The sequence below is a fragment of the Mesorhizobium sp. M0293 genome (genome assembly GCF_040321735.1).
Classification (GTDB): domain Bacteria; phylum Pseudomonadota; class Alphaproteobacteria; order Rhizobiales; family Rhizobiaceae; genus Mesorhizobium.
In genome coordinates, this window is record NZ_JAMYSA010000039.1 from 40,554 (window position 1) to 61,035 (window position 20,482).

General features: G+C 62.9%; 15 protein-coding genes and 1 pseudogene. 2 read left to right on the forward strand and 14 right to left on the reverse strand.

Going from position 1 to position 20,482, the window contains the following annotated elements; genetic code table 11:
• From tagF to tssA, 13 genes are read right to left on the reverse strand one after another with little or no spacing between them, the layout of a single operon-like run.
• The gene (gene tagF / locus NKJ06_RS16690; RefSeq protein WP_352810249.1) at positions 1 to 540 is read right to left on the reverse strand and encodes a type VI secretion system-associated protein TagF; all 540 of its coding nucleotides are present in this window, start codon (positions 538 to 540) and stop codon (positions 1 to 3) included.
• A complete protein-coding gene (gene tssM / locus NKJ06_RS16695) occupies positions 522 to 4,058 on the reverse strand; it encodes a type VI secretion system membrane subunit TssM (protein WP_352810250.1) in 3,537 nt (1,178 codons plus the stop codon). The genes tagF and tssM overlap by 19 nt, the downstream gene beginning before the upstream one ends.
• Before the next feature lies 1 nt (position 4,059).
• A complete protein-coding gene (gene icmH, locus NKJ06_RS16700; protein ID WP_352634211.1) occupies positions 4,060 to 5,382 on the reverse strand; it encodes a type IVB secretion system protein IcmH/DotU in 1,323 nt (440 codons plus the stop codon).
• Between the two features lie 4 nt (positions 5,383 to 5,386).
• Entirely contained in the window at positions 5,387 to 6,721 is a 1,335-nt protein-coding gene (tssK, locus tag NKJ06_RS16705) for a type VI secretion system baseplate subunit TssK (protein WP_352634212.1), read from the reverse strand.
• 39 nt (positions 6,722 to 6,760) lie between these two features.
• On the reverse strand, positions 6,761 to 7,213 hold the full coding sequence (gene tssJ, locus NKJ06_RS16710; protein ID WP_352634214.1) for a type VI secretion system lipoprotein TssJ: 453 nt from the start codon (positions 7,211 to 7,213) through the stop codon (positions 6,761 to 6,763).
• Positions 7,214 to 7,216: 3 nt separating this feature from the next.
• On the reverse strand, positions 7,217 to 8,689 hold the full coding sequence (tagH, locus tag NKJ06_RS16715) for a type VI secretion system-associated FHA domain protein TagH (protein WP_352634216.1): 1,473 nt from the start codon (positions 8,687 to 8,689) through the stop codon (positions 7,217 to 7,219).
• Positions 8,686 to 9,753, reverse strand: coding sequence for a type VI secretion system baseplate subunit TssG (tssG, locus tag NKJ06_RS16720; RefSeq protein WP_352810251.1), 1,068 nt, complete (start codon positions 9,751 to 9,753; stop codon positions 8,686 to 8,688). Before tssG ends, tagH begins: the two co-directional genes overlap by 4 nt.
• Positions 9,717 to 11,591, reverse strand: coding sequence for a type VI secretion system baseplate subunit TssF (gene tssF / locus NKJ06_RS16725; protein ID WP_352810252.1), 1,875 nt, complete (start codon positions 11,589 to 11,591; stop codon positions 9,717 to 9,719). The genes tssG and tssF overlap by 37 nt, the downstream gene beginning before the upstream one ends.
• A 1-nt stretch (position 11,592) precedes the next feature.
• Positions 11,593 to 12,348 carry a type VI secretion system baseplate subunit TssE gene (gene tssE, locus NKJ06_RS16730; protein WP_352634236.1) on the reverse strand — a complete coding sequence of 252 codons (756 nt, stop codon included), beginning with the start codon at positions 12,346 to 12,348 and terminating at the stop codon, positions 11,593 to 11,595.
• Positions 12,335 to 12,796 (reverse strand): Hcp family type VI secretion system effector, encoded by a 462-nt coding sequence (locus tag NKJ06_RS16735; protein WP_023758847.1) that lies wholly within the window; start codon positions 12,794 to 12,796, stop codon positions 12,335 to 12,337. The genes tssE and NKJ06_RS16735 overlap by 14 nt, the downstream gene beginning before the upstream one ends.
• A 45-nt stretch (positions 12,797 to 12,841) precedes the next feature.
• The gene (tssC, locus tag NKJ06_RS16740; protein WP_352634222.1) at positions 12,842 to 14,347 is read right to left on the reverse strand and encodes a type VI secretion system contractile sheath large subunit; all 1,506 of its coding nucleotides are present in this window, start codon (positions 14,345 to 14,347) and stop codon (positions 12,842 to 12,844) included.
• Positions 14,348 to 14,350: 3 nt separating this feature from the next.
• The gene (gene tssB, locus NKJ06_RS16745) at positions 14,351 to 14,890 is read right to left on the reverse strand and encodes a type VI secretion system contractile sheath small subunit (protein ID WP_352634224.1); all 540 of its coding nucleotides are present in this window, start codon (positions 14,888 to 14,890) and stop codon (positions 14,351 to 14,353) included.
• A gap of 6 nt (positions 14,891 to 14,896) precedes the next feature.
• Positions 14,897 to 16,069: a type VI secretion system protein TssA gene (gene tssA, locus NKJ06_RS16750; protein ID WP_352634226.1), complete on the reverse strand. Its 1,173-nt coding sequence runs from the start codon at positions 16,067 to 16,069 to the stop codon at positions 14,897 to 14,899.
• A gap of 311 nt (positions 16,070 to 16,380) precedes the next feature.
• Here tssA and tssH point away from each other — a divergent pair, with 311 nt between their 5' ends.
• Complete coding sequence (gene tssH, locus NKJ06_RS16755) at positions 16,381 to 19,179, forward strand: type VI secretion system ATPase TssH (RefSeq protein WP_352634228.1); 2,799 nt, start codon at positions 16,381 to 16,383, stop codon at positions 19,177 to 19,179.
• Between the two features lie 240 nt (positions 19,180 to 19,419).
• Here the strand turns inward: tssH and NKJ06_RS16765 are convergent, their stop codons facing one another.
• Positions 19,420 to 20,067 (reverse strand): TetR/AcrR family transcriptional regulator, encoded by a 648-nt coding sequence (locus NKJ06_RS16765; protein WP_352634230.1) that lies wholly within the window; start codon positions 20,065 to 20,067, stop codon positions 19,420 to 19,422.
• A gap of 199 nt (positions 20,068 to 20,266) precedes the next feature.
• On the opposite strand from NKJ06_RS16765, the pseudogene NKJ06_RS16770 reads away from it, so the two are divergent.
• Positions 20,267 to 20,398, forward strand: a pseudogene (locus NKJ06_RS16770) (FAD-dependent oxidoreductase); the annotation flags it as partial.
• Positions 20,399 to 20,482: the final 84 nt, after the last annotated feature.

Here is a 20,482-nt window from a genome sequence, read left to right on the forward strand (position 1 = left end):
CTAGAATATCTCCGTCTGCATCGGTGCCGCGCGCATTGCCGGCAACGCATTGGCCGCCAGGTCATGAATGTCTCGGAACCTGAATTCCTTCACTTCCCAGTCATCGCTCCAAAAGACCAAGTCGACCTCCAACGGACTCGCAACCGGCGCTGCTATAGCAGCCAGCTTTCCTTCGATGGCCGCCGCCAGCCACCCCTGGTCGATTGCGGCACGGGCGATTTCATGAATCTCGTCGAACCATGGGGCGGCCATGTCCGGTACCGGCCCTATCGCCACGATCGCGAACGGATATCTTCGCCCGACGCGATCCTCGCTCATGCGCCAGACGCCTGCGCAAGACTGTTCACAGAAAATCGCCGCGGGCACGGTGAAGCGCCATACTCGTGAATCGAGTTCCCCTTCATCAGGCCGCGCCAGCAATTCCATCGACATCCAGCGGTCCCAGCGGTCGATAAAGGTGCGCGGCAGGTTCCAGGCGACGAAATCTCCGGTCGCCGGGATCTTGCCGAAGAAGCCGGTTGTCATATCTGCGGCGGACATGAGAATTTCTTGAACATTTGCAGGTTGTAGGGGTTTTCGACGCTTGCCGCCTTGAGCTCGAAATCGGCCCACATTCCCTTCGTGCCCAGGCGTAGGCTGTAGACATCAGTCAGCGAAGTTCCTGCGAAACGGCCGCTACGCAGCATCCTCAGCCAGGCCCAGCTGCCGGTCTCGTTGAGGAGGATTTCGGGCGATCCGTCGATCGGCTGGAAGGCGAGTGAGATGACCCCGGTGCCGTCCTTGCCGGGCCAGGTCATCGGTTGCGGCCGCGTCGCGTTGTTGTAGTAGACGAGGCTCTGGCCATCGAGATTGAGCGTGACGCGCGTCACGTTGGGAGATAGATCCTTTGGTTCGAGCGTGAAGCTCATCACCGGTCCGGTCCCACCGGGAAACAGATCGTCGCGGATGTGCCTGGCCTGCTCGAACGCCGCCAGCGCCGAAGCATCGAGGCCGAAATCGGCGCGCCATTTCCATGGTTGGCTGGTCATGTCGACATAGTTGATCAGGTGGTCGTTAATGAAACCGTCGATCAGCCCGGCCGGTCCGAACAGGCGGGCGAAATCACGGACGTTGACGTCCACCGCACTATCGGGGCTGAAGGGGTAGCGGTCGGTCAGCGCCGCCTGGCAGAAGGGCAGGATGTCGGCGCGCCAGATGGCGTTCAGTTCCGAGGTGACCGCCTTTTGTGTCAACCCGCTGGTGTCGCCGGCGACACCGCCGCGCCAGTCGTCAATCGGGTCGGGCAGGATCTGCGCTTGCCTGGCGACCGCCCCCGTCAGCTCGGCGAGGCCGCCCTGCTTCTTGATGGCGTCCTGGGGGTCGGGATTGGCCGTGACCGTCTGCAGCACGTTGGACAGCGCCGTCAGAGCCACCACTGCGGCGTCGAGTGCCGGGGGCTGGCCGTCGACCTCGGCGATTGCACCCTTGAGTGGCTTGAAGTGCTCGGCCACCAGATTGCCGGTAAGATCTACTTCGTCGGCTGAGCCCGCACGTGGAAGCAGCTTTGCTCCCGTTTTCACGATCTTGCCAAGCTTGCCGAGTTTGCCGAGCAGTTTCGAGCCGCCCTTGGCCGCAGCCTTGTCGTCGGCCGGCGCTTCATCGGACCGGGTAAGGTCGGTCTCCTGAACGACTGCGGTGAGCAGGCGTTTCAATGCTGAATCGGCGCTGGAGAGATCCTTCAGATTCTCACTGGCGACATTGAGATCGGTCAACGGCGCCAGCCTCATATCGCGCAGGAAGCTGTCCCACTGCGCGATATAGTCGTCGTAATAGAGCTTCAGGATGTCCTCCGACAGTGCCGATACGGAGGTTTCGGAGTTCTCGGAGCAGCCGCCAGCGAAGACTGCCCGATCCAGGGCCGCCTGAGCTGCCACATCCTCGACCCGGTCTAGAACGGCGTCATGGAAGCCGGCGTAGGTGAACGCCCCCGAAACGCCGACGCGAAGCGTCTTGGCGGAGCGACGCGCGAACACCTTGCCACCGTTGGGCCCGGCGAAATTCGCCGGGATCCACTCCTTGAGCCCGGCCACTGCCGGATCGGCCAGCAACTGCTTGTAGGCGCGTGCCGGCAACGAAATCGTGCACACGGTTTTCAGCGCTTCGGCAACCAGGGCCTGGTCGGGCGCGACATAGCTTTCGTCGACCGTCATCCGGCGGATGCCGGCAAGCTGATGCTCTTCGGCATCGGCGGTCGGAAATGGTGCCGCGGCGGCGAATTCGGGTAGGCTGTTCACCCACCAGTTCTGGGCGAAATCCGGGTCCATCTGCGACAGACCCGTCATCATGCGATAGGTCTTCAGTGCGCCCAGCATAAAATCCGGGTCGCGGATCTGCCGCCACATAGTTGCCTCGAGCAGTGCGACCATGCGTGGCTCGAGGATGTTGCGCAGCGCGTGGTCGTAGGTGTCGGTCTGTGCCCGCGTCAGTTCCGCCGAGGCCGATGGCCCCAGCAGGTCCTGGGCGGCGCCCGGCGGTGCCGTCCGGGCATTCGCAACCGCGTCCATCGCATCGAGCGCGCCGTCCATGGCGGGCTGCTCCACCGATGCCGGGGTTGCGGCGGCGGAGGTCAGCGGCATTTGCAGCGCTTCGAACTGGCCCGCCTGAGCCGAGATGGCATTGCGATTGTCGTAATAGGACCAGGTGAACACCGCACCGGCCAACAGGGCCGCTGCCGCACATCCAGCCGCCGCACCCCGCCAGATCCAGGCGCGGCGGCGTTGCGCCAGCGGGTCGAACGTACCGAGGCCCGCTTCTTTGAAGATGACTTCGGTGAGCAGGTTTTTCAGGAAGAAGCTGCGTTTCTCGACCCTTTGCGCGGGCAGGGCCCGCCGTGGGGGAAGGCCGAAGGAAGAAGACAGCGCCGCTGTCAGCCGGTCGATGGGCGCTCCTTCCTGCGTCGCCGATGTCAGATAGAGCCCGCGCAGCCAGGCGACCTCTTCATACCGGCTTTCGCCGAACATCGCCTCGATCAGCACCTGGATCGGTTCGGACAGGCTGGACAGCTGGGCGGGAAACCTGAAGATCTCGGCACGGGCGGCGAGTTTTTCCTCATCCTCCAGGCGCGGCACCAGCCGCCGCTCGAGTTCCGTCGCCAGCGTCGAAATTTCCCGTTCGACGGTCTTGGCATCGACACGGGCTTCCAGCGCGAAGGTCGTTCCCCACACCTGTTCGCGCGAGGCGGTGGACAGGCCGCCGAAGAAAGCCTCGAAACCCTTGATCAGATCGGCCTTGGTCAGCATCAGATAGACTGGAAGGCGGATTTGGAGCCGGTCGTTGAGTTCGGCCAACCGGCGGCGGATCTTGCGGCCGTGCGCCTTGATGGCTTCATCGCCCTCCGAAAGCACGTCGATCGAAAGCGCGACGATCACGCCGTTAAGCGCGCGGCGGCCCCGGTGCTTCTTCAAAAGGTCGAGGAAGCCCAGCCATTCCGCAGCGTCCACATCCGGCTGGCTCTCCTGCTGGACATAGCGGCCGGCGGTGTCGATCAGAACAGCGTGTTCGGAAAAGAACCAGTCGCAGTTGCGCGTGCCGCCGACCCCCTGCAGGTCGTCGGTGAGGTCGATCGGAAAGTTCAGTCCGGACTGCCGCAAGGCCGTGGTCTTGCCGGTGGCCGGCGGCCCGACGATCACATACCATGGCATTTCGCGTAGAAACTTTCGTCCGCCCAGCTTGCGGCGCTTCAGTTCGGCCATCACCTCGGCGAATTTGGCACCGACGGCCGCGACATTCTCTTCGCCGGGGCTGAGCGGCTTTTCCACCACGGGCGCGGCAATCTCGGCGACGAACATGCGGTTGGCGCGGATCGCCCGGCGCTGGGCGACGATCAGCCAGATCAGCCATAAGATGACCAGCAGCGCGATGATGACGATCCGCACGTTGTCAGAGGCGAACGGTTCGTAGGGACCGACCCTGACGATCGGACCGAACACCCAGATGACCAGGGAAAGCAGCGTGAGGCCGATCAGCGTCCACAGCCAGCGCGATGTCAGGACCGCCCAGAGGAAGCGCAGGATGAACATCTCACAACCTCTTTTCGACGAGCACCTCGACGCGGCGGTTCAACGCCCGCCCCTCGCGCGTGCTGTCGGTGGCCACTGGATCGGTGGCCGCGCGGCCCTCGGAATGGACGCGGTCCCGTGGCACTCCGTTCTGGACCAGCATATCGGCGATCGTCTGGGCGCGAGCCTCGGACAGCCGCTGGTTGGTCGACAGCGGATTGGTCTTTTGCAGGGGAACGCTGTCGGTATGACCGACCACGGTGATGTTTCCGATCAGCTCCTGATTGGCGAGGATCACCTTGGCGATCGACCCGATCAGGGGCTCGAAGCCTTCGGTCAGTTGCGGCCGCGACGACTGGAACAGTTCGGGGTTGGAGGCCTGGATGATCACCTTGGCCAGCGAAACGCTCTCGGTGCCGCTGAGGGCAGATTTGAGATCGGCGGGCGCCCCAGCCTGAAATTCCGGCAACAGCGCAAAATCCACCTTCTCTGGCGGCGGGGCATCGACCTTGGGCGACGTGCGGGTGATGTCGCCGCGCGCGGGTGGCGGCAGCGCGCGAACAAGTGCGGAAAGCTCGACCGCCTGGCCGCTCAGTCCCATCGAGAGCCCGACATGGATTGCCGTGGCGACAACCGCCGCGCCGAGCGCCATAACCCAGATCGGAACGATGAAGCGCTGCGGCTCGTCGGATGCGATCACGCCTTTCCAGTTTGGCGACAGTGGAGCGCCTTCGGCGTCGGCATCGCGCAGGAAGCGTGCCGCCGCTACGCGAACGGCATTGAGCGAGCGGTCGCCCGACCGGCCTGGTACGCGATATTTGCCGCGGAAGCCAAGCGCCATGCAGTCATACTGCAGCTCCAGCAATTCGCGATCCCGGTTCGGATGGCGCTCAAGTTCGTCGAGACGCGTGAAGAACTGCGTGCCGGCATCGACATCGCCCCGCAGCATGACCACGAGCGGCTGCCGCGGCCAAGCGCTGGCACCGCCCCATGGCGTGTTCAGAGCCAGGTCGTCGAGCAAGGCAGCCACGACCCAGGCCGCCTGGTCCGCCCGCTCCATTGAGGACCCTCCCGACATTGCCGTGTCGCGTGCCCGAACCAGTTCTTCGAGCAATCGCGTGCGCAAAGCTTCCGGATTGTCCGGCGGCAGCGCACTCTCAAGCTCGGGAGCGAATTCGAGCAGCGGCGCGAATGCGTTGACGAGTGCGTTCGGATGGGTGCGGGACCGTTTCACCACGGCGCCGGGCAAGAGCGGCGCCATCGGCCGCGGCATCGGCGCGCCGGTCAATCGAATGCGAGTGCGTTCGCGATCCTCCGACAGTCCGAACGGATCATCGCGGCTCATGATCTCACCTGTTCACCGAGTAACAGTCCACCTGCGGCTCGCTTGGCAACACGCCCGAAACGCCGATGACGAAGCCGGGAGCATCGAGCAGCGACGCCCAGTGCTCACTTTTCTGGTCCAGCTCAAGGCATAAGCGATCGCCATCGTAGGGAATCTCGCGCGGCTGGGAATGAAGCGGTTTCAGCGGAATACCGGGCAAACGCGATTTCCACAGGCCCTCGAACTGGTCGGCCGACCCGACGGTCGCCTGATTGACGAATATCTTGCGCAGCGCGTCCTCCGACAGCTCCGAACCAACCCGGATGACGATCCGGCTGGCCACCAGCAGCTTCGGATTGTCGATGCGGATTTTCCAGACATTGGTCGAATGCCGCATGACCGGCAGCGCACGCGATTTCGGCTCGATGTAACGCAGGCTGAGGATGAGCGAGCGTAGCGCATCCGCCAGCGCCGAATAGGCGGGGCCTGGCGCCATGTGATCGTAGGCGGGCAATTCGCCCAACCGCCGTGCGCTCGATCCGTATGTCGCCATCGAACCGGCGAGCCCGGCAAGCTCCAGGTAAAGCTCGGCCGGATGGAAGACATCCTGCGCCAGCATGTGGGCCAGCCGCGGACGCGCCGCATTGGCGAGATTGAGCATCAGCAGATCTTCGACGCTACGCCCAGGCCCACCCATGACCATCTTGCCATGCGCCTCGGCGATCTGATCGAGGCCTGTCACGACCTCCAGAAGCAATTGCCGATACCAGGCGACCGCGCCGGTAACCAATGTCGGTGGCAGGAAGGTCTCGTCCAGGGAGACGCCACCGTCAGCTCGAACCCCCTTGAGGTCAGCTATAGGCAAGGCTGTATAGCCACCGACCGACTTGCCGGGCGCCAGCAGCAACGCTTGCGGACGGGCAATTTCGATTTCTTCAGGATCTGATCCGCCCTGGACAGCGTCACGCACCGAAACGATCCGTCCATGATATCGCGCTCCCGAGGGGGCGGCGTGCGCAGGATCGAAGCCGACACCGCCGGGAGGCTCCAGCGGCAAGGCGACCAGCACCGACCCGGCGCCCGTGTCCGGGGTGACCTGCAGGGGGCGCGGTGCGTCCATCATGTCTGGAATGGAAAAAGGTGTCCCATCCGGAAAGATGCCCCGTGCGGACAGAATCGAAATCTGGCCGGCCTCCAGCGATGCCTGGTCCAGCGTCAGCTGTTGAAAGCCGAACGTATGCAATTGCCCGGCCTGCAACGCGCCGCGCACCGTCGCCTCGAAGAAGCGATCCTGCTGCTGGAAATGCTGGGTCCGCAGGAAAAGCCCTTCGGACCATAGCACCCTGTTTGCATCGCTCATGCCGCTACTCTCTGCATTGAGCTCCCCTTGCCCTGGCCGCTAGGCGGAAATGCCGCCGCTGCCAAGCGTGACATTGATCGTGAATTTTGATCCAGGCGATACCGACTTGGTTGTCCGCCAGTTCCTGCCGCCAGGCTCGCGGATCAGTGCAACGAAGCCCAGCGCCGTCGCGTCCGGCTCGACGGTGATGGTTTTGGATGAGGATTTTCCCGGCCCGACGGAAATCTGATCGGATCCGATGAGATCGCCTGCCAGCGCCGTGCCGGCATCCCCCTGCAGCGCGAAATAGTCGGCGGAATTGAATTTGCCGGTGCTTTTCAGCCGCATCACGAGAACCGTCACCGGCCGGTCGCCGCCACCTGGCCCCGGGTTCATGCCGGCGCCGCCGGTCATGTTGACGGTGATGACCGATGGTTTTGGCGGACCACTCTGGCAAGCCGCAAGCAGCCCTGTCGCGCCAAGGGCAACGACAAACTCACGTCGATCGATCATGTCTCACTCCTCCTCATATGCATCTCGAAAATCAGCGCCGATTTCGCCAAGGAAGCTTTTTTCCGCGCTCTCTGCGATTTCACGATGGCGTTTCTGGTAAAGCTCCCACAGCTTGGCGCCCCGCCCGCCCGAGAGCAGGGTGCCGATCGCGGAATTCGATTTCAGCTCTTCCTCGATCGCTGCCGGGTCAAAACGGTCGATCATCCGCCGCAAGGCGGCCTGTATGCCTCGCCAGGCGCGCACGTGATGTTGCGCGAGATCGCGAACCGCATCGGCGATTGCCGCTTCGCCGGCGAGAAATCCGGGGCTGCGCTCAGCGATGAGCGTCACGATGGCGTCGTCGACCGTCGGCAGGAACTTGAGCGGATTGACTTCGGAGGCCCCGACCATGGTCTGGGCGACGCGCGCGTTTCCCTTTTCCTCGGCCCGCTTGCGCAGAAGCTGCATCAGGCCTTCCATCATCAGCCGGTATTCGCGACCAAACTTCTCCATTTCCGCGATGCTGTCGCGTCCGGGAAAATCGGCTTCCTCGACACCCATGCCGTGCAGGAACGCGGCGCGAAGCGCCATCTCCTCCGGCTGCGCCGCTGCTGGCGGGCGGGCGGCTTTGGAAGCAGCGCCCACACGTGGTGGAGGAGGGGCATCCGCCGGCTGCACCGGCAAATCCCAGGGATTGCCGGATTGGGATCGTTTGGCGATGCGCTCGCGCTGTCCGGTCGAACTGGCGCCGTTCGCCGAACTGGGCACCGCGGCTGGTCCGAAACCAAAATCATCATTGAAATCGGACGGCTTTCCAGGAGCGGCTTCGGCTCCGCGGCTTGAGGACGGCACCGGGTCGAGGCTGAATGGGTCCGCCTGGCTCGTCGCGCCGTCCGGCTCGCGATAAGGGGCGGGATTTTTCGACACGGGCGTTGAAACCGGATCGAGGCTGAACGGGTCATCGAAACCGGGCGAGTTGCGCTGGTCGGAGTTGGCACGTTCGAATGCGCCCGGAACCGGCTGCTCGAACGGGTTCGGCAGATCGGCCGGACGTGGCCGTCGCGGCTCTTCCTCGACCTTGGCGGAAAAGAAGTCATCGCGGCCGATGCTCACCGGCGCCCGGGACGCCGGCGGCGCGCGTTCAGGAACCGGCTGGCCGGCTGCGGGTGCTTGAGTGGCTGGCGTTTGCAGGTCGACATGGACGATGTAGTCGCCCAGTCTCAGCCGCATGCCGCTTTGGAGGCGCGTCGACTTACCGGCACCAAGCGGGCTGTCGGAGTCGTTTATGAACAATCCGCTGCTCGACGTGTCGGTGACGAAATATCCATCTCGTCCGCCAGAGATCTTGCAATGCGCTCGCGAAACGAACATGTCGGGATCGTTGATCTGCCAACCCGCGTCCGCGCTGCGGCCGATCACCAGCTCACCCTCGTCCAGCCGGGTCTGCCGTACCGCCTGGGTGCGTGGCCCTTGCTCCAGTGTCAGCAGCAGACTCATGCCGCGACCCCCGTCATTTCCGGCCGCCATCCGACGATTGTCCGCAGCCGCATGTCGTCAGCATCGCCCCTTTCAGCGGGTCGCGCAAGCCAGGCGGTCCGCCCGAGCTGAACCGATCCGACACGGGGCGGCGGCACAGCTTCACGCGCAAGCACGATGCGCAGGTCGACGTCGAGCGATTCCCCGACCATATCGCGAACGGCCTGCTTGAACAGTTTGAGCCGCTGGCCGCCAGGCAGGAACGCCTTGAACTCCTCGGACCCCAACGGGCCGACACGCAGTTCAATCCTGCTTTGGCGGCTGAAGACGCGCGGGCCGATCGTCGCCCCCTTGCCGAGCCCTGCAAAGGCCTTTGCAAGACGGGTCTGGAGGCCGGTTGGTACTGTTATCCAGGCGGCGATGAATTCCTTGATCTGTACCGGCACCTTGAACGCTTCGGCCAGGAACAGCGTCAGCCGTTCCGGGCCGTCGACCTGATTGGCGAGCGAAGCCGCCTGGCGAAGCTTCACCGTATCGAGATCGGGGTCCTGGGTGCCGGGAAGTCCGATCCCGGCCATGGCTTCAAGCATGGCGCGAACGCGCCCGCCGACCGCGCGTTCGACCTGTACGGCCGGATGCGCATCCGCCCACGCCCGATAGTAGAGGGCGATCATACGGTGCTGCAGAATGTTGACGAAGTCCACGAACGTCGTGTCGCTGGTCAGCTGCGCATCGGCGCCGGCGAACCAGCGTTGCGACAGGCGGTCGAGCACCCAGCGCGTCAGATGCAGCGGCATTGGACCCTCGGGTCCCAACAGACCGAGATTTGCCACCGTGACCCGGGCCGGCGCCCTTTCGCTGGCTTCGCGGAATTGAACCAGGTCCCGTGCGGAAAAGGCGAGGCGAACATGCTGGCCAAGCCGTGCCGGCTCACGGTCAGGGCGGCCGGAATGGCCGAACAGACCGCTCCGTTGTTCGAGACGGCGCAGCAGTTCGAAAAAGTCGAACGTCTCGGATAAAACTTCGGCCCGGTTCGGGCCGGATTTGTCTAGATCAGGTAGCGATTGCCGGGCGTCATCGGCCATAGCACATCCTCCTGCTTCTGCAGCAGCCGCGTGCGGGTTCGCACGAAGCCGTTTATCCCGGCGTGACGGGCAAACAGCCGCGCCAGCAAGGCCGAAAGCAGCAAGGTACTTTGGCCGGCCAGGACCGATTGATCAACATGCAACGTCACTTCGGTACCGCGTCCGAAGCACATCGGCCCATCGATTTGCAGACGTTCGATGACTGGCTGCGAGTCGATACGCACGATCGAATGAACATTGCGGGCAAGGCTCGGATCGCCGCGATCGGCATAGAGGTCGAGCAGCGCATGCAGGGGGTCGATGCCGCGGCCTTCCTTGGCAAGACTGAGAAAGTTGAGCGCGAGCTGCGCCACCAGCCGCCAGGCGAGATCGTCGGCCCGCGATTCACCGTCGGCCCCAGCCGGCAGTGCCGCAGGGATAGCTGGCTGCGGCGGACGCAGCGCGCCAAGAAGCCTTACGGTTTCGACCGGGTCGCCGGCCTCTAGCGTCAAGGTCGGACTGTCATCGAGGATCGGCAGATCACGATTGGTGCAAAGGGCCATGACGTCGAGACGCTTCAGCGGCCGGCTCGCCGGGCTTGCGAGCGGCCGGGATACGGCCAGGAAAACGTCATCCCCGGTGTAGGACGTGCGGGTCAGGCCGTCGCGGCGCTCCTCTTCCGTCGCGCGGCGAGGGCGCCGCTCGGTTGAATAGACCCAGCCACTACCGCGGTTCTGACCCAGGCTGAAGAGTTCGGGGATTTCGGCGTCGTTGCCTTCCGTGTCGGCGTCCTCGACGCGGATGACCCGATAGATTTCGAAGTCACGCGCCCGCGTCCGGTCCGCATGCAACACCTGCCGCGTCTTGCGCTCATCGACTTCGACGACGTTGCACTCGCGTTCGAACAGATTGATGATCGGCGTCGCGAAAAGTTCGAAGTCCGCCGGTGTCAGGTCGGCCAGTTCGGGCACCGAACGTCTGAACAAGAAGACGATCTCAAGCCCGGCCTCGCATCGGCGCACGATGGGCTGCAGCCCCGCAACCCGCGCATAGTGAAAACGCTCGGGCATCATGAAGTATTCGCGCAGCAGGCGGTATCCTTCGAATGTCGGGCGAGTACGCGGCATCAGGGCTTCTTCGTCGCTGATGCCGACCATTTCGGGTACCGGCAAGGACGACAACGGGTTGGTCTTGCCTTCCGGCCGTGCGCCTGCTGCCGTACAGGCGCCGAAAATCGCGTCGAAAAGAAGCGGCGCCTTGGTGCGCCCGGCAAAATAGAGATCGAGCCGATCTAGGGCCAATTCGTCGAGCTTGCCTTTTCCGGTCCGGGCCAGCGTGATGCGGAGTGCCGCCTCGCCGCCCACGCCGCCGGTCGGCCCTATGCCGGCCATCGCCATCGCACTGCGATCCTGAAAATAGCTGACCGAAGTGATCGCTATCGGCCACAGGGTCATTTCTTGCGCGGTGGAGAAAATACAGCGTGTCGACAGGCCGGGCTGCAGGCTGGAGACCAGCCGCGTCTTGCGCTTGACGACGTGGCCGGCAAGCATGGTCTGGACCTGCTGGCCGGGTTTCAGCACCACCATCGCCGTTGCCGGCGCCGGCGTGACCAGATCGGGATAAAGGACATCGAGGACGCTGCGGGAAAATCGCGAGCGCTCGGCGTCGACCTTCAGCCGGGTGCGCGCCGCGAGGAAGGCGACGCCGTCCAGCAGTCGCTCGACATATGGGTCCGGACACGGGACCGTGTCGAGGGAAAGGTTGCGCGCCACCGCCGGATGCATGTCGGCGAATTCCGCTGCAAGGCCACGAATATGGGTCAGTTCCTCCTCGTAATATTCGACGAAGACTCGATCCATCTCAGGCGTCCCTAATTTCGGTCCGCGCCAAGCCGTTATCGAGATTGATCGTGGTGCGCAGGCGCATGCGTTCGGGCGTCGGCGTCATGATCAGCACGGCGTCTATCTCGATCTTCAGGCCAACGGTCTTGTCGCCAAGAGTGACCGTAACCTTCGTTGCGCTTTCCTTGAGGCGAGGCTCGAAGGTGGCGAGCACCGCCCGGATCTCACGCGCCAGCACGTCGCGATCGAAGTCGCGGGAAGAGCGGCCCGAGAAGGAAGGCACGCCATAATTGACCACGCTTCGGCGGACCTCCGGAAAATCGGCGAGCGAAGGTGGATTGTCCGAAACCTGTTCATTTTCCAGATCGGAAAGAAGCGGCGTGGCCTCGAAGCGCTCCGTGTTGAAGAGTGCCTCGATGTCACGCCGTACCGCTTCCCTGAGCACCCGGGCCGATACCACCACGCCTCGGCTTTCGATCTCGACGCGGTGCTGGGTCTGAAAGGCCAATCGATGCAGACGGCGTTTCTGATCCGGTGTCAGTTCCGTATCGGCGTCGATGGCCCGCGTACTGCCGGCAACGAGTGTGTCGAGGCGATCCGCGCCAAGCTCGTCGAGCAGGAAATGGCGCAGCCCTTCTATTTCCGAGGTCAGACCCGGCAGGTCATTGACGAGGCGATCCCAAAGCGATGGCTGGACGGCTTCACTTTTCGCCCGCAAGCTACCGGTGGTCTGCCGCTTGCCCGCGCCGGGCTGCCGAACCTCACTTGCCGACATAGACATCCATTTCGGCTTCATCATTGCCGTCATAGACGAACTTGATCTTCTTGTAGGCGAAGCTGACTTCTTCCTGGATCAGGTCTTCCTCATCCTCGGCCTGCGACATGTCGTATTCCATGACGAAGGCGTCATTCAGTGTGATGACCAGATAGTCCTTACTTTCGCCATCGATGGTCCGGCGCGCCGAAAACACCACTTCATCAAGGGCCTTGTTGTCGAACAACGCCTTTTTCAGGTAGGGCGAGGATTTGTCGTAGTGTTTGGTGAACTTGATCATGCCCATGTTCACGCGGCCACGGCGCGAGATCGAATTCGGATCATAGGGGGCGACCATCTTGTAGTCGACGCCATGAATTTCGATCTCGTCTTCGTGGCCGTCGCGGGTGCTGGGGCCTTTGATATCGGGAACCTTCAGAAAGCCATCAATCTTTGTAGTCGTGGGCATTGTGTTTCTCCACCGCTTTCAAAAACCAGGATGTTGTTGCTGCAATCAAGTCTTAACGGACGGTAGTTCCGACACCAGTCGGAGCGAGGCGTTGATGCCCTCCAGCTGGTAATGCGGGCGCAGATAGAAGCGGGCATTGTAATAGCCCGGCCGCCCCTCAACGCTGTCCACCTGAACCTCGGCGGCGGCAAGCGGGCGCTTGGCGCGCGCCTTGTCGTCGGCAAAGGCCGGGTTGGCCAGCACGTATCGGTTGATCCACTCGGTCAACCAGATCTGCATGTCGGAGCGCTCCTTGAACGAGCCGACCTTGTCGCGCGCGATGGCCTTGAGGTAGTGCGCAAAGCGCGAGACCGGGAATAGGTAGGGCAGGTTGGCGCTCAGCCGCTCGTTCGACTGCGCATCGGGATCGACCAGCCGCCCCGCTCGCGTCTCGTCGTCCTGCAATGAGTGTGCCCCGATGAAGGCCGCGAGATCGGTATTCTTCCGGTGCAGGATGGGCATCAGGCCAAGCTTGGCCAGTTCCGCCTCGCGCCGGTCGTCGATGGCGACTTCCGTCGGACATTTCATCGCGATCGAGCCATCATCGGTCGGGAAGCTGTGCACCGGCAGGTTGAGCACCGTGCCGCCATTCTCGACGCCGCGGATCTGCGTGCCCCAGCCAAACAGCTTGTGGCTGCGGTTGATGTTGACGCCCATCGGGAAGGCGGCGTTCATCCAGACATATTTGTTGTGGTCGCCCTGCACCTCTTCCTCGAAGGTGAAGCCCTTCACCGGAACGGTATCGGTGCCGTAGGGCAGCCGCGCCAGGACGCGGGGCATGGTCAGGCCGATGTAGCGAGCGTCCTCACTCTCGCGCAACGACTGCCACGAGGCATAGGCCGGGTTGGAAACGATCTGCTGCAGGTCTTGCGGGTTCGGCAATTCCTGCCAGCTATCCATGCGGAACAGGCGCGGCGAAGCGGCCGCGATGAATGGCGTGTGCGCCGAAGCGCAGATGCCCGAGATGTTGCGCAGCAGGCCGACGTCGCGCGGGTGGTTGGAAAACTCGTAGGCGCCAATCACGCAGCCGATCGGCTCGCCGCCGAGCATCGAATACTCGTCTGTGTAGACTTTCTTGAAGATCGGGCTCTGATCCCACATCTGGCCTTCATAGTCTTCAAGCGTATCGGCCAGCTGTTCCTTGGAAATGTTCATCACCCGGATCTTCAGCTTCTGATCCGTCTCGGTGTTGTTGACGAGATACCAGAGGCCACGCCATGTGCCTTCCATTTCACGCACTTCCGGCGCGTGCAGGATCTCGTTGACCTGGGTCGTCAGCATCTTGTCGATGCCGGCGATCAGCGATTTGATCGACTTGATCGCATTGGACGAGATGGTCGTGGTGTCGGAACGGGACTGCGCCGCGAGCGCGAGATTGCGCACGAGTTGCTGCAACTTCTCGCTGTCGTCCTTCTTGACCTTGAAATCCTTCTCGAGGAGTCCGCTGAATTCTCCAAGGTCTATGGCCTCGGCCTCGGTGGCGACTGCGGCGGTCTTTTGCTGTTCGGCCATGATTTATTCCCCAACCTTGTCGTCGTCGGCCAGTGCCTGGCTGGCGATCTTGCCAAGAAGCGGTTCGTTGTTCAGAAGCTGCGCGATGCGCTTTTCAGCATCGACGCGGCCATCCATGAAGCCGAGCAATTCCTCGAGCTGACGACGCATCTTGAGAATCTCGGCCAGTTGTGGAACTTGCTCGGCGATTTTGTCCGGGGCGAAATCACCCATTTTGGTGAAGGTGAGATCGAGCGCCAGTTCCTCGTCGCGCTCCTGGCCTTCGGCCTGCGGCAGCGTGTTCTTCACCCGGGCTTTGACGCGGGGCCCGAGCGCCTCCATGAACTTTGGGAAGCGGTTTGCGTCGGTCTCGACAAAGGAGCGGTCCAGCACCGACTTTGACGCTTCCTTGGTTTGCGAAGCACCGGCAAGGTCGGCCATCACGCCCATGACAAACGGCAGTTCGATCGTCGTCGGGCTACCGTAGGTTTCCACATCGTAGGCGATCTGCACTCGCGGCGCGCGATTTCGTTCGATGACCTTCGCTTTGCTTTCGGCTGGCATGTGTTGTTACCTTTCATCCTTCTGAGCCGTCTTTTTGGCATCGGGAACGCCGGCAAGCAGCCTGAATTCCTTCAGCCCAGACGGGGCGAGATCTTCCATCAGTTCAACGAAATCCATGTGCACCATCCGGCGTACGCGCCGAGCCAGGTGCGGAATTGGGCTCGACGGTTCAGTGCGGTCATAGAAGGCGACGACGAGGTCGAGGCATTTCACCACGTCGTCGCGCGAGGAGATCCGGTCGGGAAGCCCCGTGCTCGAGTCCGCGTAGCTTCCCATACTTGCCATCGCATCGGCTCCATGACCGTTTCGAGCAGGCGTTGCCGGTTCCGCCGGCATCGGCGACGTGGCCGCGCCATTCGTCACCGCGCCGGCTGCCGAATTCCGTTCGAGCGTCGTCAGCAAACGCTGCAGGAAGCGTTTTAAGTCCGGAACGGGAGCGCCGCCGCCGCCGAGACGAGCGTTGAGCGCGGTCTCGACCGCATCGAGTGCCGCGATCGTTGCCCGGGCGTCGGCGATGAGTTGGATCATCTCCGCATTGGCCTGATCGATCTGTGCCGCACATCCGGCACGCACCCGGTTCAGGAGTTGTGCGTGCGCACTGACCAACGCGGCCTTCTCCGCCGCATTCAACCCCGAGGCGGCCTCCTGGAGCATGACACGGTCGTCGAGCGCACCCTTTTCCAGGTCCTTGCCCTGAATCGGGCCGATCGCGCGCGGCGCGAAGAACGTCATTTGCCGCAGGTTCGCCAACAACCCGTCCTGACCATTCTGCAGGTCGAGCAGCGCGTTGATACGGCGCAAGGCGGCATCGCGTGGCGAAGCGTTGGGCCGCAGTGCCGGATGCATGGTTTCCCAATGCTGATCGAAGGTCCGGGCAATGAGGGTCAGGCCCTGCGCGAGCCCGGCCAGCCCTTCTTCATTGGCCAGCGCGCGCGTGACGATGACGAGCAGGCGCAGGTCCCGACCATGCGCGCGCAATCCCTCGGCTTTTGCGAGCACCGCAGGCCAGTCGACCGGAATGGTGCTTTGCGAGGCGGCCTTGTTGTTGCCGTCGTGTACGACCTTGATCTGGGCTTCCGTCAGACGCTCCAGCTCATGAAAAGCTGGGTCGTTGCGCAAATCTTCCCCGGACGGATTCTCACCGTCGAGCGAAGTAAGCCAGAGTGCGAGATCAATCACACCAACCCCCAGCGAAGGCCCTCAAACCAGATGTGACCCGACGTTATCACACCGCTGCACTTTACCACAATTCAACGACTGCTCAAAAATTAACAGAAGCTAAATGCAACCGCCCCCGAGTGCTGAAATCCGTAGCATGATTGCCGATCCCGCACGAGAAATGCATCGCGCAAGGGCGCAATTCCGTGGTTGTTTGCAGCCGGCGGTGCAGGACCTCCACAACGGTCATCGAGACCTCGTCCATCACGCGCTTTGTCAAGTGGCGGCTTATGTGGCAGGTTGTCGGCTGGCAGATTGCAGGAGCACGTTCGATGGAACAGCGCCGGTCGTCGCAGAGCTTCAAGCGTAAGGAACTGGTCGGCAAGCTCAATCCTGTCGGTGTGCGCGCCTTCAAGGCCGCCGCCGACACCGCCAAGCTGCGCGGCAATCCTTACGTCGAACTCGTCCACTTCATCGAGCAACTGGTGCTTTCCGACCGCTCGGATGTGCAAATGATAATCGCCGATGCGGGCGTGGATGCGAGCCGGCTCACGGCCGATATGACCCGCGCGGTGGACAAGCTGCCTTATGGCGCCACGTCGATCGAGGAATTTTCCGACCACATCTTTCATGCCATCCAAGAGGCCTGGAACCTGGCAACACTGGAATTCGGCGTCGAGGAAGTCCGTAGCGCACATGTTCTCCTTGCCTGCCTAAAGACGCCGGTGCTGGAAGGCCTGCTGTCGAAGATCAGCGGCGAGTTTGACAAGGTCGACGCCGCCGCAGTCATCCAGCGCTTTGCCGACGTAACTGAAGGGTCGCTCGAAGCCGGGGCTGCGCCGGCCGCTGCCGCCACCGAGACCCCGCCGAAGCGGGCACTGGGCGGGGATTCGGCGCTGACGAAATACGCCACCGACCTGACCCAGCGCGCTCGCGACAGCAAAATCGATCCGGTCGTCGGCCGCGATCCGGAGATCAGGCAGATCGTCGATATCCTGATGCGGCGCCGGCAAAACAACCCGATCCTGACCGGCGAGGCCGGGGTCGGCAAGACTGCGGTCGTCGAAGGCTTTGCCTTGCGTATCGCCGAGGGCGACGTGCCGCCCAGCCTGCAGAACGTCAGTGTGCGTATGCTTGATGTCGGACTGATGCAGGCGGGGGCAAGCGTAAAGGGTGAGTTCGAAAAACGGCTCAAGGCTGTCATCGATGAGGTTCAATCGTCCGAAACGCCGGTCATCCTGTTCATCGATGAGGCCCACACCTTGATCGGCGCCGGCGGCGCGGCTGGAACCGGCGACGCGGCCAATCTCCTGAAGCCGGCGCTGGCGCGGGGCGAACTGCGCACCATCGCAGCAACGACCTGGGCGGAATACAAGCAGCACATCGAGAAAGACCCGGCCCTGACCCGCCGTTTCCAGGTGGTCAAGATCGACGAGCCTTCGGAGGTGGTGGCCGTTCTCATGTTGCGCGGTGTGGCCGGCGTTCTGGAGCAGCACCACAAGGTGCAGATACTGGATGAGGCGATCGAGGCGGCGGTCGGCCTTTCGCATCGCTACATCCCGGCGCGGCAATTGCCGGACAAGGCGGTGAGCCTTCTCGACACCGCTTGCGCCCGTGTCGCCATATCGCAGCACGCCACGCCGGCGGAGGTCGAGGATATCATGCGTCGCCGCCAGGCGCTGGAGGTCGAGCGCGGTATTATCGGCCGCGAGGCTGCGATCGGTATCGAGGTGACCGAGCGGCAGGCTCGGGTCGACACCGGGCTTGCCGAAAGCGAGGCCACGCTGGCCGCCGCGCAGCAACGTTGGGATCGGGAAAAGGCACTTGTTGCCGAGATACTCGAATTGCGCGCCAGGCTGCGCGGCGAAGGTGTGCCGCTCGATGCGGTGGAGACGCCCGAGACCAATAGCGAAACAGCAGACGCGGACGCAGTTGAGACTCAGCCACCCAAGACCAAAACGGCCAGAACCAAAACAGCCAGAACCAAAACAGCCGAGACCGAGGTGGAGACACCGGCTGCTGCCGATGCCCCTCCACCCGATCCGGCCGCCGATCTCGCCCGGTTGCGCGAACTGATGGCCGAACTGGCCGAGGCGCAAGGCGAGACGCCGTTGATCCTGCCGTCGGTCGACCGCAACGCCGTGGCGGCGGTGGTCCAGGACTGGACGGGAATCCCGACGGGGCGGATGCTGTCGAGCCAGACCGAAAAGGCGCTGCGGCTCGCCGTGACCCTGTCCGAACGCGTCGTCGGCCAGGACCACGCCATGGAGATGATCGCCAAGCGCGTACAAACCAGCCGCGCTGGGCTCGGCGCGCCGGAAAAGCCGGTGGGGGTGTTCCTGCTCTGCGGCCCCTCGGGCGTCGGCAAGACTGAAACTGCCTTGGCGCTGGCCGAAACGCTTTATGGCGGCGAGCAGAACCTCATCTCGATCAACATGTCCGAGTTCCAGGAGGCGCATACGGTTTCTACCTTGAAAGGGGCGCCGCCAGGTTATGTTGGCTACGGGAAGGGCGGCATCCTGACCGAGGCGGTCCGCCGCAAGCCCTATTCGGTGATCCTGCTCGACGAGGTCGAGAAGGCACATCCGGACGTGCACGAAATCTTCTTCCAGGTCTTCGACAAGGGGATGATGGACGACAGCGAGGGCCGGCGCATCGATTTCAAGAACACGCTGATCCTGCTCACCTCGAATGTCGGCTCCGAAGTCATCATGGACCGGACCAGGAATGGCACGCTACGGGCAGGGCTCGACGATCTGGACACTGCCTTGCGCAGCCCGTTGCTGAAGGTCTTCCCTGCGGCCTTTCTCGGCCGGGTGGTGACCATTCCTTACTATCCGCTCTCGGATTCGATGATCGAAGCGATCACCCGTCACCAGTTCGCCAAGATCGCTCGCCGGCTGCGTGCGACCAACGACGCGGAACTGGTGATCGGCGACGGTGTCATGGATCTGGTCAAGGCCCGCTGCACCGAGATCGAATCCGGCGGGCGGATGATCGATGCCATCCTGACCAACACGCTTCTGCCGGAGTTGAGCCGCGGCGTGCTGAACCGGTCGCTGGGGGGCGAAAAGATGACGAAGGTGACCGTCGGCGCCTCCAAGGAGGGCTTCACCTATTCTTTCGAGTAGCTTCACGCGAATGTTGATGACGCATCAGATGTTGTCCCGACTGCTGCCGGATCTGCGATGGAGAGAAGCGTCGACCGCATCCAGGCGGGAGCTTGGACCGCGGTAGATGCGAGCGACTTTTTATCGTTGGGAGAAAGATGAGGTGCCGCGATCTGTGCAAGCTCGGCCGCGCGCGCCGGCCCAATATGACGAAGCGCCTGGACCACGGTCCCGGCCAAGCTGCCCGGAGCAATCAAATGCTTATCCGCCCGCGTGGTCGTTGCCACCGTGCGCGGCGATGAACATGGCGACGGCCGACCGGCAATAGGATTCGATCTCATTGTCGTCCTCTGCTCTCGCCTCATCGAAGCGAGCGATAATCAGGAGGTCGCATCCTTTGAGAAGCGCGGCAAATAAGCGGGCGGACCGGAGAGGATCGGGCACGTTCAGAACCGCCTTAGCGTGCAACTGACGCAACAGGGCCTCGATTTGGGCGATGATATGGGCGGGGCCGGCTTCGTAATGGAGCTTGCTCAACGACTTTTGATTCGTCGTGTCGGCCATGACCATGGCTTCGACATTGCGGACGTCCGGGCGCAACAGCGTGCGAAGCAGCGATGATCCCACAGCCATGAGCTGATCTTCGGCCGAACCGTCGACGCCTTCAAAAAGGACCTGTGGTACAGACTGGTGGCAGCGGGCCGCAAAGGCCGCGCCGAACAGCGCCTCTTTGTTCTCGAAGTGCCTGTAGATGCTGAGCTTGGATATCTTCGCTCGCTGGGCGACCTTGTCCAATGTCGTCGCATGAAAACCCAGTTCCGCAAAGAGTTCGCCTGCGGTGTCGACGATCGTTTGGCGAAGCGCCTCGTTGGCGGGCCGGCCGCGCCGGCCTCGACTATTTTCGGTCACGACAATTCCAGTCCTTGACAGTATCGTTATTGTCGAATTACGATACTACGCAGTGTCCGAAATTCCAAGAGTGGATTTTATCGTGTCCTCCAAATCAAGTGTCCCTTGGCCGCCCGGCGATATCGAATGCGCGTCGCTAGACGACATTGTAGGTCAGGCCAGCCCAACCCCCTCCATCCAAAACACGGAGCTTACCACCATGGATGACGTCATCATCATCGGCGGCAGCTTTGCCGGTCTCGCCGCCGCCCTACAGCTCGGCCGTGCCCGCCGCAAGGTCACCGTTCTCGATACCGGCCTGCCGCGCAACCGCTTCGCTGGCCACTCGCATGAGGAAGAGCCGTCGGAACAGCTTGCCGAGTACGCGCACCGGAAGCAGGAAGGCCGGCCGAGAAGATATCCAGCGGCTTCCGTC